At 72.7% G+C, this 15,683-nt stretch carries 14 protein-coding genes; all 14 read left to right on the forward strand.

All coding sequences use genetic code 11. From position 1 onward, the window contains the following. The first annotated feature begins 223 nt into the window (after positions 1-223). The 14 genes from ACFVYK_RS25845 (at position 224) to ACFVYK_RS25910 (ending at position 15,580) form a co-directional block, all read left to right on the forward strand. Positions 224-1,621 carry an ABC transporter substrate-binding protein gene (locus ACFVYK_RS25845; RefSeq protein ID WP_389778110.1) on the forward strand — a complete coding sequence of 466 codons (1,398 nt, stop codon included), beginning with the start codon at positions 224-226 and terminating at the stop codon, positions 1,619-1,621. A 1-nt stretch (position 1,622) separates the two neighbouring features. Then, complete coding sequence (locus ACFVYK_RS25850) at positions 1,623-2,501, forward strand: carbohydrate ABC transporter permease (protein WP_389778111.1); 879 nt, start codon at positions 1,623-1,625, stop codon at positions 2,499-2,501. After that, positions 2,498-3,448, forward strand: coding sequence for a carbohydrate ABC transporter permease (locus tag ACFVYK_RS25855; RefSeq protein ID WP_389778113.1), 951 nt, complete (start codon positions 2,498-2,500; stop codon positions 3,446-3,448). The genes ACFVYK_RS25850 and ACFVYK_RS25855 overlap by 4 nt, the downstream gene beginning before the upstream one ends. 35 nt (positions 3,449-3,483) lie before the next feature. Next, the gene (locus ACFVYK_RS25860; protein WP_389778114.1) at positions 3,484-5,631 is read left to right on the forward strand and encodes a beta-galactosidase; all 2,148 of its coding nucleotides are present in this window, start codon (positions 3,484-3,486) and stop codon (positions 5,629-5,631) included. A gap of 118 nt (positions 5,632-5,749) precedes the next feature. Then, positions 5,750-7,486, forward strand: coding sequence for an RICIN domain-containing protein (locus tag ACFVYK_RS25865; RefSeq protein ID WP_389778157.1), 1,737 nt, complete (start codon positions 5,750-5,752; stop codon positions 7,484-7,486). A 217-nt stretch (positions 7,487-7,703) separates the two neighbouring features. Then, the gene (locus ACFVYK_RS25870; RefSeq protein ID WP_069770265.1) at positions 7,704-8,078 is read left to right on the forward strand and encodes a hypothetical protein; all 375 of its coding nucleotides are present in this window, start codon (positions 7,704-7,706) and stop codon (positions 8,076-8,078) included. A gap of 209 nt (positions 8,079-8,287) precedes the next feature. Beyond that, positions 8,288-8,656 (forward strand): ArsR/SmtB family transcription factor, encoded by a 369-nt coding sequence (locus ACFVYK_RS25875; RefSeq protein WP_389778158.1) that lies wholly within the window; start codon positions 8,288-8,290, stop codon positions 8,654-8,656. 372 nt (positions 8,657-9,028) lie between these two features. Next, the gene (locus ACFVYK_RS25880) at positions 9,029-9,496 is read left to right on the forward strand and encodes a hypothetical protein (RefSeq protein WP_389778116.1); all 468 of its coding nucleotides are present in this window, start codon (positions 9,029-9,031) and stop codon (positions 9,494-9,496) included. Between the two features lie 783 nt (positions 9,497-10,279). Beyond that, positions 10,280-11,719, forward strand: a complete 1,440-nt coding sequence (locus tag ACFVYK_RS25885) for a sensor histidine kinase (protein WP_389778118.1) — start codon at positions 10,280-10,282, stop codon at positions 11,717-11,719. Beyond that, positions 11,716-12,138, forward strand: coding sequence for a roadblock/LC7 domain-containing protein (locus tag ACFVYK_RS25890; protein ID WP_389778119.1), 423 nt, complete (start codon positions 11,716-11,718; stop codon positions 12,136-12,138). The genes ACFVYK_RS25885 and ACFVYK_RS25890 overlap by 4 nt, the downstream gene beginning before the upstream one ends. Then, positions 12,135-12,500, forward strand: a complete 366-nt coding sequence (locus tag ACFVYK_RS25895) for a DUF742 domain-containing protein (RefSeq protein WP_389778121.1) — start codon at positions 12,135-12,137, stop codon at positions 12,498-12,500. The genes ACFVYK_RS25890 and ACFVYK_RS25895 overlap by 4 nt, the downstream gene beginning before the upstream one ends. Beyond that, positions 12,469-13,095 (forward strand): ATP/GTP-binding protein, encoded by a 627-nt coding sequence (locus ACFVYK_RS25900; protein ID WP_389778123.1) that lies wholly within the window; start codon positions 12,469-12,471, stop codon positions 13,093-13,095. The genes ACFVYK_RS25895 and ACFVYK_RS25900 overlap by 32 nt, the downstream gene beginning before the upstream one ends. After that, positions 13,092-14,354, forward strand: a complete 1,263-nt coding sequence (locus tag ACFVYK_RS25905) for a cytochrome P450 (RefSeq protein ID WP_389778124.1) — start codon at positions 13,092-13,094, stop codon at positions 14,352-14,354. The genes ACFVYK_RS25900 and ACFVYK_RS25905 overlap by 4 nt, the downstream gene beginning before the upstream one ends. Beyond that, on the forward strand, positions 14,351-15,580 hold the full coding sequence (locus tag ACFVYK_RS25910) for a cytochrome P450 (protein WP_389778125.1): 1,230 nt from the start codon (positions 14,351-14,353) through the stop codon (positions 15,578-15,580). The genes ACFVYK_RS25905 and ACFVYK_RS25910 overlap by 4 nt, the downstream gene beginning before the upstream one ends. The last annotated feature ends 103 nt before the right edge of the window (positions 15,581-15,683 follow it).

The raw sequence follows: 15,683 nt of genomic DNA on the forward strand, positions 1-15,683 counted from the left end.
GCGCCCCTCGCCGCCGCCCCGTCGGCGGAGCCGCACCCACACCCGCACCGCCGCCGACCGCGGAAGTGCCCCAGCCGGGTGGGTGTGCGATCTCCGCACCCGTTTCGCCCCCTCGACCGCACGGGCCCGCAGCCCCGGTCCTCGCGTTCACGCCTTCCTCCACCATGCCCGCGCACGCCGTCGTCAGGCGTGCCGTGACCATCGCCTCCGGCGGGAGCTCACCATGCCCCAGAACCCCTTCACACCCCTGCCCGGCCGCTCCTCGATGAGCCGGCGCCTGTTCCTCACCACGACGGGCGCGCTGTCGCTCGGCGCGGCCCTCACCGCCTGCGGAGGCGACTCCGGCGGCGGATCCTCGGCGTCCGCCGAGCCGGTGAGCCGGGCCGACATCGACAAGGCGATGAAGACGCCGACCGAGCTGACGTTCTGGACCTGGGTGCCGAACATCGGCAAGGAGGTGGCCCTCTTCGAGAAGCGCTACCCGGCGATCAAGGTCAAGGTCGTCAACGCGGGCCAGGGCACCCCCCAGTACACCAAGCTGCGCACCGCGCTGAAGGCCGGCAGCGGCGCCCCGGACCTGGTGCAGATCGAGTACCAGGCCATTCCCACCTTCACGATCACCAACAGCCTGCTGGACCTGCGCCCTTACGGTGCGTCAGCCCTCAGGTCCACCTTCGTGGACTGGACCTGGGGCCAGGTCAGCGGCAGCGACGGCGAGGTGTGGGCGATCCCCCAGGACACCGGCCCGATGGGCATGCTGTACCGGCAGGACATCTTCGACGAGCACGGCATCGACGTGCCGAGGACCTGGGACGAGTTCGCCGCGGCGGCGCGCAGACTGCACCGGGCCGACCCGGACGTCTACCTCACCAACCTCGCGGCCAACCAGGTCGCCGCCTGGCACGGTCTGCTCTGGCAGGCGGGCGCGAAGCCGTATGCCAGCTCCAGCAGGAGCGACATCGACATCAGCGTCGACGACGCCGTCTCCCAGAAGCTCGGCGCCTACTGGGGCGGGCTCGCGAAGGAGGGGGTCATCGGCGTGGAGCCCGACTTCACCGACTCCTGGTACGCGGCCCTCGACAAGGGCAGGTACGCCACCTGGATCACCGCGGCCTGGGGCCCGGTCTTCCTCTCCGGTTCCGCCAAGACCACCGCCGGCAAGTGGCGCGCCGCCCCGCTGCCGCAGTGGGACGCGGCCAAGCCCCGCTCGGGCAACTGGGGCGGCTCGACCACCGCCGTCCTCCGCGGCACCGAGAATCCCGTCGCCGCGGCCCTGTTCGCGCAGTTCCTCAACAGCGACCCGGCGAGCGCGAGGATGTTCGCCACCGAGCAGTTCTTCTTCCCTGCGACCAAGGCCCTGCTCACGGACGCCGCGTTCGTCTCCGACGCCCCGTCGTTCTACGGCGGCCAGAAGGTCAACCAGGTCTTCGCCGACATCAGCTCCACGGTCAACTCCTCTTTCCAGTGGCCTCCGTTCCTCGACCAGGCGGCCACCGACTGGACCGAGACGGTCGGCAAGTCCCTGGCCGACAAGGGCGACACGGTCACGGCGCTGGGCGCCTGGCAGTCCCGGCTCACCGCCTACGCCAAGGGCCAGGGCTTCACCGTCAAGGGAAGCTGAGATGGCCGCCACACGCCGTCGCCGGACGGCAGGACCCCTGTTCGTCGCGCCGTTCATGGTGCTGTTCCTGCTGCTGTTCCTCGCCCCGCTCGGCTACGCGGCCTATCTCAGCCTGTTCCAGGAACGGCTCATCGGCGGCACGGCCTTCGTCGGACTCGACAACTACGTCCAGGCCCTGAAGGACGACCAGTTCCTGCACGGCATCGGCCGCGTCGCGCTGTTCTTCGTGATCCAGGTGCCGGTGATGCTGGTGCTGGCGCTGGTGTTCGCCCTGGCCCTGGACAGCGGACTGCTCCGGTTCGCGCGCGTCATCCGGCTGGGCGTCTTCGTCCCGTACGCCGTCCCGAGCGTGGTCGCCGCGCTCATGTGGGGCTATCTGTACGGACCGGACTTCGGGCCGTTCGCCCAGCTCAGCCGGGAAATGAGCCTGCCCGTCCCGGACTTCCTCAGCGACGGCTGGATGCTCGCCAGCCTGGCGAACATCGTGACCTGGGAGTTCGTCGGCTACAACATGATCATCCTGTACGCCGCCCTGCGCACCGTCCCCGGGGAGCTGTACGAGGCGGCCGCGGTGGACGGGGCCGGCGCCTGGCGGACCGCCTGGTCGATCAAGCTGCCGGCCCTGCGCCCGGCGCTGCTGCTCACCCTGCTGTTCTCGGTGATCGGGAGCTTCCAGCTGTTCAACGAGCCGAAGCTGCTGACGACCATCGCCCCGGACGTGATCAGCAGTTCCTACACCGCCAACCTCTACGCCTACACGCTCGCCTTCACCGGACAGCAGGTCAACTACGCGGCCACGGTGTCCTTCCTCCTCGGCCTCGTCATCGTGATCGCCTCCTACGCCGTCCTGCTCACCGCGAACCGCAGGAGGACCCCGTGACGACCACGACCCCCACGACCACGACCCCCACGACCACGATCGCCGAGCCGCCGGCGAAGCCGCGCTCCCCTGCACCGTCGCGGCGCGGATCCGCCTCCCGGCGCCGCAGCACCCCGCTGACGATCGCCATGCTGGCCGCCCTGGCGTACTTCCTGCTCCCCCTGTTCTGGCTGCTGGTCGCCTCGACCAAGAGCACCCAGGACCTGTTCGACAGCTTCGGCCTGTGGTTCTCGCACGCCCCGCAGCTGCTGACGAACGTCCGGGAGACCTTCACCCAGGACGACGGCGTCTTCGCGCACTGGCTGCTCAACACGGTGCTGTACGCGGGCGTCAGCGCGGTCGGGGCCGCGCTGCTCGCGGCGGCGGGCGGGTACGGCTTCGCCAAGTTCCGTTTCCGCTGCGACCGGGCCGCCTTCAATCTGGTGCTCGGCGCCGTCATGGTCCCCACCACCGCGCTGGCGATCCCGACCTATCTGCTCTTCGCCGAGGCGGGCCTGGTCAACACGCCCTGGGCGATCATCCTGCCCTCGCTGGTCAACCCCTTCGGCCTCTACCTGATGCGCGTCTACGCACAGGACGCCGTCCCGGACAGTGTGCTGGAGGCGGCCCGGATCGACGGGGCCGGCGAGGCCCGGATCTTCTTCCGGATCGCCCTGCGGCTGCTCGCCCCCGGCCTGGTGACGGTCCTGCTGTTCACGCTGGTGGCGACCTGGAACAACTACTTCCTGCCGCTGATCATGCTGAACGACCCGGATCTGTACCCCGTCACCGTCGGTCTGTCCTCCTGGGCCGCGCGGGCGCAGAACGGCGGGGCCGGCTCCAGCAGCGACATGCTCGCCCTGGTGGTGACCGGCTCGCTCATCTCGATCGTGCCGCTCGTCGTGGCGTTCCTGCTGCTCCAGCGGTACTGGCAGAGCGGCCTGGCCGCCGGTGGCGTCAAGCAGTGACCCCTTCCCCCCTTGCTCCTGCGGAGGTTTCCCTCATGGCGGCTCTGCCTGCCCGCGTCCTCTTCGGCGCCGCGTACTACCACGAGTACCGGCCCCCCTACGGCGCCGAACGCGCCGACGACCGGCTCGAGACCGACCTCGACCTGATGGCCGACGCGCACGTCACGGTCATCCGGGTCGGCGAGTCGGTGTGGTCGACGTGGGAGCCGGAGAACGGGCGTTTCGACCTCGACTGGCTCCAGCCGGTCCTCGACGGCGCGCACGAGCGGGGCATCCACGTCGTCCTCGGGACGCCGACCTACGCCGTCCCGCCGTGGCTGGCCCGCCAGTACCCCGAGATCGCGGGTGAGCGGCGCACCGGGGAGCGCATCGGCTGGGGCGCCCGGCAGGAGGCCGACTTCACCCACCCCGCCTTCCGCTTCCACGCCGAGCGGATCATCCGCAAGGTCATCGCCCGTTACGCGGGCCATCCCGCGGTGATCGGCTTCCAGGTGGACAACGAGCCGGGCAACGAACTCCTGCACAATCACGGCGTCTTCCAGCGCTTCGTGGACGATCTGCGCGAGCGTTACGGCGACGTCGAGAACCTCAACCGCGCCTGGGGGCTGGTGTACTGGTCGCACCGGCTGTCGACCTGGGCCGACCTGTGGACCCCGGACGGCAACGCGCAGCCGCAGTACGACGTCGCCTGGCGGGCGTTCCAGGCCCGCCAGGTCACCGAGTTCATCGGCTGGCAGGCCGACATCGTCCGCGAGTACGCCCGGCCCGAGCAGTTCGTCACCACCTGCGTCTCCTACACCCGGCCCGCCGTGGAGGACGACGAGCTGACCGACGGCCTCGACATCGCCTCCGGCAACCCGTACTACGCCATGCAGGACGGCCTGCTGCTGCCCGACCCCACGCCCGACGGCCATGAGCAGAAGTGGCAGACGACGGGTGTGTGGTCGCTGTACCAGACCGCCGACTGGATGTTCTCCTCGCGTCAGGAGCCGTTCCTGGTCACCGAGACCAACGCCGGCTCCATCGGCTTCCCCTGGGACAACCGGCCCGCCTACGACGGCCAGTGGCGACAGGCGGCCTGGGCGCTCGTCGCGCGCGGGGCCCGCATGATCGAGTACTGGCACTGGAACACGCTGCACTTCGGTGCGGAGACCTATTGGGGCGGCGTTCTCCCGCACACCGGCCGGCCCGGCCGCACCTACGCCGAACTCGTGCGACTGGGCGCGGAGTTCGAGACGGCGGGAGAACTCGTCGCCGGTCTGCGGCCGGACGCGGACATCACGATGGTGTACTCGACGCCCAGCAAATGGCTGATGCAGAAGTACCCGCCGCTGGCCACACCGGACGGCGAACCCGACCCGGCCGCCTACCACCGCTTCTTCGACCCCTTCTACCGGGGCGCGTTCGACGCCGGCCGACAGGTGCGCATCGTGCACGCCCGCCGGCTGCACGACCCGCGCGGCGTGGGGGTTCCGGGGAGGGAGCCGCTGACGCCACAGGAGGCCGTCCGCCGCCATCCCGTGCTCGTGGCGCCGGCGTTGTACCTCGTGGCCGACTCGACGCTCGACTGGTTCGCGGCCTACGCCGAGGCCGGCGGCCACCTCGTCCTCGGCCCGCGCACCGGTTACGCCGACCACGAGGCGCGGGCCCGGCAGGAAGCGGCCCCCGGCCGTCTGACCGACGTCGCGGGCGTCCGCTACGACGAGTTCAGCAACCTCGTCGGCCCGGTCCCCGTGCGGTCGGCGTCCGGGAGTGCGCTCGACGTGCCCGAGGGCGCGGCGGCGACCCGTTGGGCCGACGCTCTGACGGTCACCGACGCCGAGGTGCTCGCGACCTACGACCATCCCCACTTCGGGCGCTGGCCCGCGATCACCAGCCGCCGGCACGGCGCGGGCCGGGTCACCTACGTGGGCACCGTGCCCGGGCGCGCCCTCGCCCGGACGCTGGCGGAGTGGCTGGCCCCCGCCGCGCGGCACGCCTGGGGGGACCTGCCGGCCCCGGTCACCGCGACGACCGGCACCGCACCCGACGGGCGCCGGGTGCACATCGTCCACAACTGGAGCTGGGAGCCGGTGCGGGTCCCCGCCCCCGTGGACCTCTCGGACGTGCTGGACGGCGCCGCCGTCCCCGCCGGGGCCGCCCTGGACCTCGGCCCCTGGGACGTACGCGTCCTCGTCTCCTGACCCGGCCCCACCCCGAAGCCATCGACCTGACCGAACCCGAGGAGGGGCTGTGCAGAACAGAACACTGAGCCGGACGCTGGGAACCGCCGTCGCGGCGGCCGCGATGCTGGCGATCCCCATGACCGGCGCGCAGGCGTACGACCCGACGGGGGGAACGCTGTACCGGCTCGGCGACGAGCCGTGCCTGAAGGGGCGCGGCAACTGCGCGGTCTACCCGAAGTCCGCGCAACTGCCGAGCGGCCGTCTGGTCGCGTCCTTCGAGAGGTCCACGGTCGTCCCCGCGTCGGGCGGCGCCGACGGTCAGACCCTCCCGGTCTACAAGAGCGACGACGACGGCACGTCGTGGCAGCCGCTGTCGGAGGTCAAGGCGCCGGCCCACCTCTCCGATGACCCGCGCTACGCGAAGTACACGAGCAACTGGACCAACCCCTACCTCTACGTCCTCCCGCAGAAGGTCGGCGCCCTGAAGAAGGGCACGCTGCTCCTGGCCGGCGTCGTGTCGGGCGACGACGCCTACTACAAGGAGCACAAGGCGGCCGACCCCGCCTGGACGCCGGACAACGACGGCGACCGCAGCGACCTGGCGATCGCCCTGTACGCGAGTGAGGACGACGGCGTCACCTGGAAGGTCGTCAACGTCGTCGCCACCGGTGGCTGGCAGGGCGGCAGCGCGGGCGCGATCGGGCGGAACGTCGCCGTCGCCAACACGGCCAAGCAGGTCGATCCCGTCTGGGAACCGTACCTGATGGTCTACAAGGGCAGACTCGTCTGCTACTACTCCGACGAGAACGACTACACGGGTTTCGACCCGGTCACCGGCGTGCCGACCAGGGACCCCGCCGACGGCACCGCCGCGGACTCGCAGGGTCAGATCCTCGTGCACCGGACGTGGAACGGGAGCAGCGAGGACTGGAGCGCGCCCGTCGTCGACGTCGCCGGCTCGGTCCAGGACATGGGCGGCGGGAAGAAGGAGATCGGCGGCGGCAGGCCGGGCATGACGAACGTCGTACGGACGACGGACGGACGGTGGCTGCTCACCTTCGAGTACTGGGGCGGGGGCGCCAGCACCAGGTACCTGCTCGCGGACGACCCGCTGACGTTCTTCCGGGGCTCCGCCACGGGCATGGCCGTCACCTCGCTGCCGGTCGTCGCCGGGTCCCGGCCGCTCGCCACCGGCGGCAGTCCGGTGATCATCGCGCTGCCCGACGGCCGTCTGGTCTACAACGCGGCCGGCAGCGGGGACGTCTGGGTCGACGACAGCGGCCGCGGCGACGGCGTGTGGAAGGAGTACCGGACCACCTCGCCCGCCGCGTACAGCCGCGACCTGCAGTACGTCGACGGGACCGGACGGATCGCGATCCTCGACAATCAGGGGACGTCCACGATCGCCCACGCCGAGGTCGACCTCGGCGACTCGGCCGGCGCCTACTACCGGCTGGTGAACCGCAGGACCGATCAGGTGATCGGCACCGGCAACCGGACCAACGACGCGGACCTCGGCAACGCGGACGTGCCCGACGTGGTGCTGGAGGACTCCGGCGCGGCGGCGATCGCGGACACCCAGTTCTGGCACGTGACGACCGAGCCGAACGGCGGAGTGACCCTGTTGAACAAGTCGGGCGGCCGGGCGGCGGCCATCTGGACCGGCAGCGCCACCGCGGGCCAGAGGATCGGCCAGTGGGTCGACGACAGCGCCACGGGAAGCTGGAACCTGATGCGGACCGCCGACGGGTTCTACCGGCTCCAGGCCGTCAAGAACACGAGCCTGTATCTGACCGGCGCGGCCGCCGACGCGCAGCTGACCCTGCAGAACGCGCTCACGGACGGTTCGCAGGACTGGAGGCTCGTCCGGTAGGCGTGCCGCGCGGCGCCCCGCCGGCCGCGGTCCTCGCTCCGCCATCTGCTCAGATTCCGCCCCTCCGCGATCACAAGCAGTCGGAGATCTCCGCGTTCCGGAGTTCCTTGCTCCAGTCCCGGAGCACGTCACCCTCCCGGGGGACGGCCTCCGTACGGTCGGGGGGACCAGCGGGGCCGGAGGAGACCGGGCCCGTGCAACCGGCGGGAGCAGCGTCGTGGCGAATGTGGAGATCTCGATGAAGGAGACGATGACCGCGGTGGAGGGGGCGCTGGGGGTCGCCGTCGTGGACTACACCAGCGGTATGGCACTCGGCACGCTCGGCGGCGGCAAGGACCTCGACCTGAACGTCGCCGCGGCCGGCAACACCGATGTGATCCGCGCCAAGGTCCGCACCATGGAACACCTGGGCCTGAAGGGGGAGATCGAGGACATCCTGATCACGCTCGCGACGCAGTACCACCTCATCCGGCTGCTCAAGGGCCGCACCGGCAGCGGGCTGTTCATCTACCTGGTGCTCGACCGGGGCCGGTCCAACCTGGCCATGGCCCGCCACCAGCTCAAGCGGATCGAGGCCGAACTCGAGGTGTAGACGGCCGGGCGGACCGGGACTTCGCACGCCCTTGACATGAAGATTTCTTCATCTCGACACATCCAGATCAGCGCATCACACGGGTGTGCGGAGCCGGCAGCCGTCAGGATCGGGACGCAGCAGGTGCGCGGCGGCGTACGGCCGGCGGGGCGGGCCGCCGCGCCGGCCAGGACCACGCACCGAACGCGGCAGGGAGCGAGCCATTGACCATGCAGGTTCCCCTCTACCAGGCCAAGGCCGAGTTCTTCCGCATGCTCGGGCACCCGGTGCGCATCCGGGTCCTCGAACTGCTGCAGGGCGGTCCCGTCGCCGTGCGGGACCTGCTGGCCGAGATCGAGATCGAACCCTCCAGTCTGTCCCAGCAGTTGGCGGTGCTGCGACGCTCCGGGATCGTCGTCTCGATCCGGGAGGGCTCGACGGTCAGCTATGCGCTGGCGGGCGGTGACGTGGCCGAACTGCTGCGCGCCGCCCGTCGCATCCTCACCGAACTCCTCGCGGGGCAGAACGAGTTGCTGGCCGAACTGCGCCAGGCCGAGCCCGCGCTGCCGGTGCCGCAGCGCGGCGCGGGACCGCACTGACAGGAACAGCGCGTCCACGCCGTCTCGCATCGCGCGAGGCGGCGCCGACGTTCCGGCCGCTGCGGTCAGCCGCCGTCGAGACGGGCGCGCAGCAGCTTGTCGCCGGGTTCGGCGCCCTTGCGGCTGTCCACCCGCGCCTTGCGGAACAGGTCCGCCACCTCGGGGTGTTGACCGCTGGGCCGGGCATCCTCCGCCCTCCCGGCCGCACCGCCCGCCGACGGGCCGTGAGCGGTGCCGAACAGGGATGCGAGCCTCGAACGGAACAGACCGAAACGCCACGGTTCGCCACCCCTTCCGCCACCCGCAGATATCTACCAGCATGCATATGCCCGGTCGGCAAGCGGCCACCGGCGGACGTCACACGGAGCCGACATGAGCGATGCGATGTGGATGCGCGGCGTGGAGTGGCTAGCCGCCGCCGCGACGGACCCACGCCTGTGCAAGCGGGAGTGGGACCAGGGCGACGGGGTGGCGTTGCTGGAGGCGGGCCGCTACTGGGACGTGCTCAGCGTGCCCGACCGGCTCGGGCTGCTCACCCTGGACCTGCTGTGGCAGGCCTCGCGCCCCATGCCGGGGCCGACGCTCGTCGACACCGCCGCGCACCGGGTGGGCTTCTTCCTCCCGCCCGACCCCGGCAGCCGGTGGATCGGGGCCGGGCTGCGGCGCGCAAGCCGGGGTTCCTGGGTGGCGGTGCCTCCCCCCTACCGGGCCGCCCGGTTCGTGGAGTGGCTGGTGCCGCCGGACGGGACGGGCGCCCTGCACGCGCCCGGGACGCTGGAACTGGCGCTGAGACAGGCCAACGGCACGCTGGCCGTGCTGTCGCCGGTGGTCGGGGTGTGATCCGTCGGGGGCGCGGCCGTCGCCCTCGGCGGATCCGGAACATCGCGACGGCGCGGCCGGGGGCAGCCACGGCACGTCCGGGCGGGCCGGCACGCTGGCCGTGCTGTGGCCGGTGGTCGGGGTGTGATCCGTCAGGGGCGCGGGCCGTCGCCCTCGGCGGATCCGGAACATCGCGACGGCGCGGCCGGGAGCAGCCACGGCACGTCCGGGCGGGCCGGCACGCTGCGGCCACGGGCGCGCCACTGCGCGACGAGCCGGGCGTAGACCGGCACGCGGCATCCGGGCCGGCCGGCCCACCGGGCGTGCAGGAGGCCGGAGGGGCAGTCGTCACGGGGCGGAGCGGGAGAAGCGCGGTCCATGCCGGGGCAACGCGCCGGTCACGCCGGTGGTACGCGCGGACATCGCGGGCTCACCGATGCGGGCGGGCCCGGCCCCGTTCGGAGGCCTCGCCCCTCCGGGCGCCGGGCCGGCGCCCCGGCCCTCCACTTCGGCCGTCGTCGGCCGTCGTCGGCCGTCGTCGGCCGTCGTCGGCCGCGCGCCCCCGACCGGTCCGCCCGTCCCATCGCGTCCGCACGGTCGTCCAATTCGCTTGCGGCGAAAGGCAATTCCGACACTCGACGCAGAAGTGAACAGATACCGGGCACTTTCGGAGCGAAGTTCCGCTCCACCGTGCGGGATCGATCGATGACGGTGTGTACTGTGCTGCGAGTGCCCGGTCCGAGCCCGCCGGACCACCCCTGCCCACGCCCCCGCGACGCCGCCGACCTCCCTGGAACCACATCCATGATCGAACTACCGGACCTCGTGGCCGGCGCCCTGGCCGCCGGCGCCCTGTCCGCGTTCGCCCTGGGCGGCGGGCTGCTGCGAGCGCGGCGGCGGCAGACCCGGCAGCTGGCGGAGATCACCGCGCTGCGCACCCGACTCGACGGCACCGCACGGGCGTTCACCGCCGAGGTCGAGCATCTGGCGACGCAGCGCGTGCCCGCCGCCGCCCGCCAGGTGGCCCATCCGCACCTGCCCGTGCCGGGACCCCTCCAGCCGCTCACCGCGGGCACCCCGCTGGGTATCGCCCTGGAGAACGTGGTGCTGGCGCTGCAGTCCGAGGCCGCCGCCCAGCGCACCCGGGTCGACGCCGCGGCGCAGGCCGGCATGCGGGGCGCCGTCCGCGAGATCCAGGCGGCCCTGTACCGACTGCAGGACGGCCTGCGCGGCCTTCAACAGCGCTACGACGAACCGGAGTTGGCACAGACCCTGTTCCGGCTCGACCACGAGAACGAGCAGTCGCTGCGCCGCGCCCAGGTCGCGGCCGTGGTGTGCGGCGCCTGGGTCGGTCTCGCGCGCGAGGAGTCGCACCTGGTGGACGCGGTGACCGGCGGCCAGGCCCGGCTCGCCGGCTACCACCGGGTCCGGGTCCACAACCACCTCGAACCCGGAACGGCCCTGGTCTCGCACGCCGTCGAGCCGGTGGCCGTCATCGTCGCCGAGCTGCTCGACAACGCGCTGCGCCACTCGGCCCCGGACACCGACGTCGTCGTCGGCCTGGAGCACGTCCATCACGGGGTGTGCGTCACCGTCGACGACGCGGGCCTCGGCATGACGCGCGACGAACGGGACCGCGCTCAGCGGCTGGTGGCCGGCGACGATCCCATCCTGCTGACCGACCTCGGCGACCCGCCGCGTATGGGCCTGGCCGCGATCGGCCGTCTGACCAGGCAGTTCGACCTGAGCGTCGACGTCTCCTCGATCTCCCCCTACGGCGGGGTGCGCGCGGTGCTGCGGGTCGACAGCCACCTCCTCAGCCGCCTCGACCCGGCCGACCGGCCGCCGGCCGCGAGCGCTCCGCGCACCACGCGCCGGGCCGCCCCCGACCGCCCCGCCCCCGACCGCCCGGCACCCGCTCCCACCGCACCCGCTCCCACCGCGGCCCACGCCTACGGAACGGAGGCCGCCGGCCCGGAGGCGCCGCCGGGGCACCAGGAACCGCCGGACGCCGACGGGCTGCCGCAGCGCCGGCGCCGCAGCAAGACCGCCGCGCCGGCTCCGACGCCGACGCACGCTCCCGCCCGCCGCCCGGAGGAGGCCGCGGCCGCGCTCGGCGCGCTGCAGTCCGGCACCGCGGCGGCTCGCGCCGCGGCCGGAAGACCCGGCGCGAGCGCCCACCCGGACACCGCAGCCGACGACACCGACCAGATCGACGACGACGAAGGGGGCGCGGCCCGATGACCAGCCGCAACACGGGCGACACGGCATGGGTGCTGGAGCCGATCCTGCAGGTGCCGCACGTGCTGGCCGCCGTCATGCTGACCCGGGACGGGCTGGTGACGGGGTACACCGACGCCCTGTCCCAGCCCTCGGCCGAGCGGGTGGCCGCCATCACCAGCACCGTGCAGGGCGCCTGCCGTACGGCGGCGGCCGCGTTCGCCGACCGGGACCGCGCCGAGGTACGGCAGATCGTGATCGAGTCCGACCACGGGTACGTGCTCATCGTGCCGACCGACCACGGCACCTGCGTGGCCGCGTACGGCGACGCGGAGACCCGGCTGGACCTGCTGGCGCACCGGGTGCACTCGCAGGTGGCGCGACTGGGCGAGAAGGCCATGGCGGCCGCGCCCCGGGGAGCCGACGACAACGCTCCGGCATGACCGGCCGCCCGGCCGGCCGTCCCCTGGTTCCCGCGTACCTGTCGACCGGCGGCGTGGCCCGGCCCAGCCGCCCCCACCTGGAGCGGCTGTCGGTGCTCGCCCGCAGCGGCGAGCCGCCGCCCGCGGGCCTCACCGCCGCCGAACTCGCCCTGCTGGACTCCCTGGAGGGCGGATCGCTCGCCGTGGTGGAGGCGGCGGCGCTGCTCCGGCTGCCGGTGTCCGCGGTGCGGGTGCTGGCGGCCGATCTCGTCGACCGGGACCTGGTCCTCGCCCGCGCCCCGATCCCACCCGCCCAACGGTTCGACCCCGACCTGCTGAAAAGAGTGGCCGATGGCCTGCGCGCCCTCAAGCTCCGCCCGTAGCGCCGGCGCGACCGGCGCCGTGCACCTGCCCGACACCGCCCGCGACCTGGTGAAGATCCTGGTCGCGGGGCCGTTCGGGGTGGGCAAGACGACGCTCATCGACTCGGTGTCCGAGATCCGCCCGCTGCACACCGAGGAACCCCTGTCCGAGGAGTCCGCGCGGGTGGACGACCTGGCCGGGGTGCGGGACAAGTCCACGACCACCGTCGCCATCGACTTCGGCCGCATCAGCCTGCCCGGCGACGTCGTGCTGTACCTGTTCGGCACACCCGGACAGGAGCGCTTCCGGGCGCTGTGGGACGACATCGCCTACGGGGCGCTGGGGGCGCTCGTCCTGGTCGACAGCCGCCGGCTCGACGCCTCGTTCGACGTGCTGGGGCTGGTGGAGGAGAGCGGACTGCCGTACGCGGTGGCCTTCAACGCCTTCCCCGACGCGCCGCGGCACCACGGCGAGGACCGGCTGCGGCGGGCGCTGGACCTGGAGCCGGGGACGCCGATGGTGACCTGCGACGCGCGTGACGCGAACTCCTCCGTGGACGCGTTGCTCGCCCTGGTCGACCATCTCGTCGGACGCTTCCCGGCGGAGGCCCGGTGAGCGCCTTTCCCGCCGACCGGCGGGACTTCGCCCGGACCGCGCCGGTGCGGCTGTGGGAGGACGGCTTCGCCTCGGATCCGCACCGCTACTACGCCGCGCTGCGCTCCCAGGGGGTCGTCGGCTGGGCCGAGTTGGCGCCCGGGGTGCCCGCCTACGTGGTCACCGACCGGCGGGCGGCGCTGGACGTGCTGCACGACCAGGAGACGTTCTCGCACGACCCGCGGGCCTGGGAGGCCACCGTGCCCGCCGACTCGCCGGTGCTGGGCATGATGCGGTGGCGGCCCAACGCCCTGTTCGCCGACGGCGCGGAGCATGTGCGCTACCGGACGACCCTCATCGACGTCTTCGACCTGGTGGAGCCGCACGACCTGCGCGGGCGCGTGCACCGGGCGGTGCGGCTGCTGGCCGAACGCATCGGTCCGCGCGGCGAGGCCGACCTGGTCGGGGACTTCGCGCGGCCGCTGATCGCGCTGGTGCTCAACGACCTGTTCGGGCTGCCCGACAGCCAGGGCGAGCGGCTCAACGAGGGCCTGGGCAAGATGATGGAGGGCGGGGCGCAGGCCGCCGAGGGGGAGGCGCAGTTCGCCCAGTACGTGCTGGAGCTCATCGCGGCCAAGGCCGGCCGGCGAGGCGACGACCTCCCCAGCCATCTGCTGGACCATCCGGCCGGGCTGACCCGCGAGGAGGTCACCTGGCAGGTGTTCCTCACCCTCGGCGCCGGGTACGAGCCGACCGCCAATCTCCTGTCGAACACGCTGTCCAGGATCCTGGGCAACCCGGCCTACTACTCCACGCTCACCAGCGGCGCCCGTCCGGTCATGGACGCGGTGGTGGAGGTGCTGCACCACGAGACGCCGTTGGCGAACTACGGCGTCTACTACGTCCGCAGGCCCGTCTCGTTCCACGGGGTGTGGCTGCGCGAGGCGGTGCCGGTCGTGGTGTCGTACGGGGCGCTGGGGCGGTTCGCCGAGCGGGAGGACGCCGCCGGCCGGCATCCCAACGACGCCTCCCACCTGTCCTGGGGCGCCGGGGCGCACGCCTGTCCGGTCAAGCAGCACACCCTGCTGCTCGTCACCGAGGCGATCGAGCAACTCACCCTGTGGCTCCCCGACCTGGAGCCCGTGGTGCCGCGCGATCAGCTGGCCTGGCGGCCGGGCCCGTTCCACCGTTCGCTGAGCGCGCTGCCCGTCCGTTTCAGCCCCCGTTCCCCCGCCATCGCCTCCGGCGCCTCCTCCCCCTCACAAGGAGTCCGTACGTGACCGTGACCGACCGCATCGCCCTCGACCCGTTCGGCGCGGATGTGCACGCCGAGAGCGCCCGGCTGCGCGCCCTCGGCCCGATCGTGCCCGTCGAACTGCCCGGCGGCATTCCGGCCTGGGCTCCCACCGGCTACGACACCCTCAAGGCGCTGATCCTGGACCCGCAGGTCAGCAAGGACCCGCGACGGCACTGGCGGCACTGGCCTGAGCTGGCCGCCCATCCCTCCTGGGGCTGGATACTGGGCTGGGTCGGCGTGATCAACATGCTCTCGACCTACGGCGCCGACCACGCGCGGCTGCGCAAGCTGGTGGCGCCGAGCTTCACGCACCGGCGCACCGAGGCGCTGCGCGAGCGGGTGGAGGCCATCACCACGGAGCTGCTCGACGCCCTCGACCAGGGCGGTGACGAGGAGGCGGTGGATCTCAAGGCCGCGTTCGCGCACCCGCTGCCGATGCGGATCATCTGCGAACTCTTCGGCGTACCCGAGGAGTTGAGGCCGGCCACCGGCCGGCTCATCGCGGCGATCATGGACACCTCGGACCCGAGTCCGGAGCACGCCGCGTTCGTGCAGGAGCAGATCGGCACGGTGCTGGGCTCGCTCATCGCGGTCAAGAGCGAGCAGCCCGGCGACGACCTGACGACCGAGCTGATCCGGGTGCGCGACGAGGAGGGCGACCGGCTCAGCGACGAGGAGCTGCTCTACACGCTGCTGCTGGTCATCGGAGCCGGCTTCGAGACGACCGTGAACCTCGTCGGGAACGCGGCGGTTGCGCTGCTGCGCCGGCCCGAGCAGCTGGCGGCGGTGCGCCGGGGCGAGATCGGCTGGGACGCCGTCGTGGACGAGACGCTGCGGCTGTACCCGTCGATCGCCACGCTGCCGCTGCGCTTCGCCGTCAGCGACCTCACGATCGGCGACGTGACGATCCCGGCCGGCGACGCCATCATCACGACCTACGCGGCCGCGAACGCGGACCCGGCCCATTACGGGCCGGACGCGGAGGAGTTCGACGCGGCCCGCGGCGCGGAGGACCATCTGGCCTTCGGGATCGGCGTGCACCGGTGCATCGGAGCGCCGCTGGCCCGCATGGAGGCTCTGACGGCGCTGCCCGCGCTGTTCGACCGGTTCCCCGGCCTGCGGCTGGACACCGGGGACGGGGAGCTGCGGCAGGTGCCCTCGTTCATCGCGAGCGGCTGGCAGGAGATCCCGGTCCGGCTGCGCGGCTGAGCGCACACGGAGAGGTGACCGGCCCGCGTCCTGGTCGTGCCCCCCGCGGTTCCCCGAGCCGCCGGATCGGCGAGGACCGCCTCGCAGCGGTCGCCGCCGGACG

The sequence above is a fragment of the Streptomyces sp. NPDC058291 genome (assembly GCF_042880855.1).
Classification (GTDB): Bacteria; Actinomycetota; Actinomycetes; order Streptomycetales; family Streptomycetaceae; genus Streptomyces.

Bases quoted from the DNA above. Each gene is read 5' to 3' on its own strand.
- ACFVYK_RS25845 (WP_389778110.1), top strand. From the start codon at position 224: ATGCCCCAGAACCCCTTCACACCCCTGCCCGGCCGCTCCTCGATGAGC.
- ACFVYK_RS25850 (WP_389778111.1), top strand. From the start codon at position 1,623: ATGGCCGCCACACGCCGTCGCCGGACGGCAGGACCCCTGTTCGTCGCG.
- ACFVYK_RS25865 (WP_389778157.1), top strand. From the start codon at position 5,750: ATGACCGGCGCGCAGGCGTACGACCCGACGGGGGGAACGCTGTACCGG.
- ACFVYK_RS25875 (WP_389778158.1), top strand. From the start codon at position 8,288: ATGCAGGTTCCCCTCTACCAGGCCAAGGCCGAGTTCTTCCGCATGCTC.
- ACFVYK_RS25885 (WP_389778118.1), top strand. From the start codon at position 10,280: ATGATCGAACTACCGGACCTCGTGGCCGGCGCCCTGGCCGCCGGCGCC.
- ACFVYK_RS25895 (WP_389778121.1), top strand. From the start codon at position 12,135: ATGACCGGCCGCCCGGCCGGCCGTCCCCTGGTTCCCGCGTACCTGTCG.
- ACFVYK_RS25880 (WP_389778116.1), top strand. From the start codon at position 9,029: ATGAGCGATGCGATGTGGATGCGCGGCGTGGAGTGGCTAGCCGCCGCC.
- ACFVYK_RS25890 (WP_389778119.1), top strand. From the start codon at position 11,716: ATGACCAGCCGCAACACGGGCGACACGGCATGGGTGCTGGAGCCGATC.
- ACFVYK_RS25860 (WP_389778114.1), top strand. From the start codon at position 3,484: ATGGCGGCTCTGCCTGCCCGCGTCCTCTTCGGCGCCGCGTACTACCAC.
- ACFVYK_RS25900 (WP_389778123.1), top strand. From the start codon at position 12,469: ATGGCCTGCGCGCCCTCAAGCTCCGCCCGTAGCGCCGGCGCGACCGGC.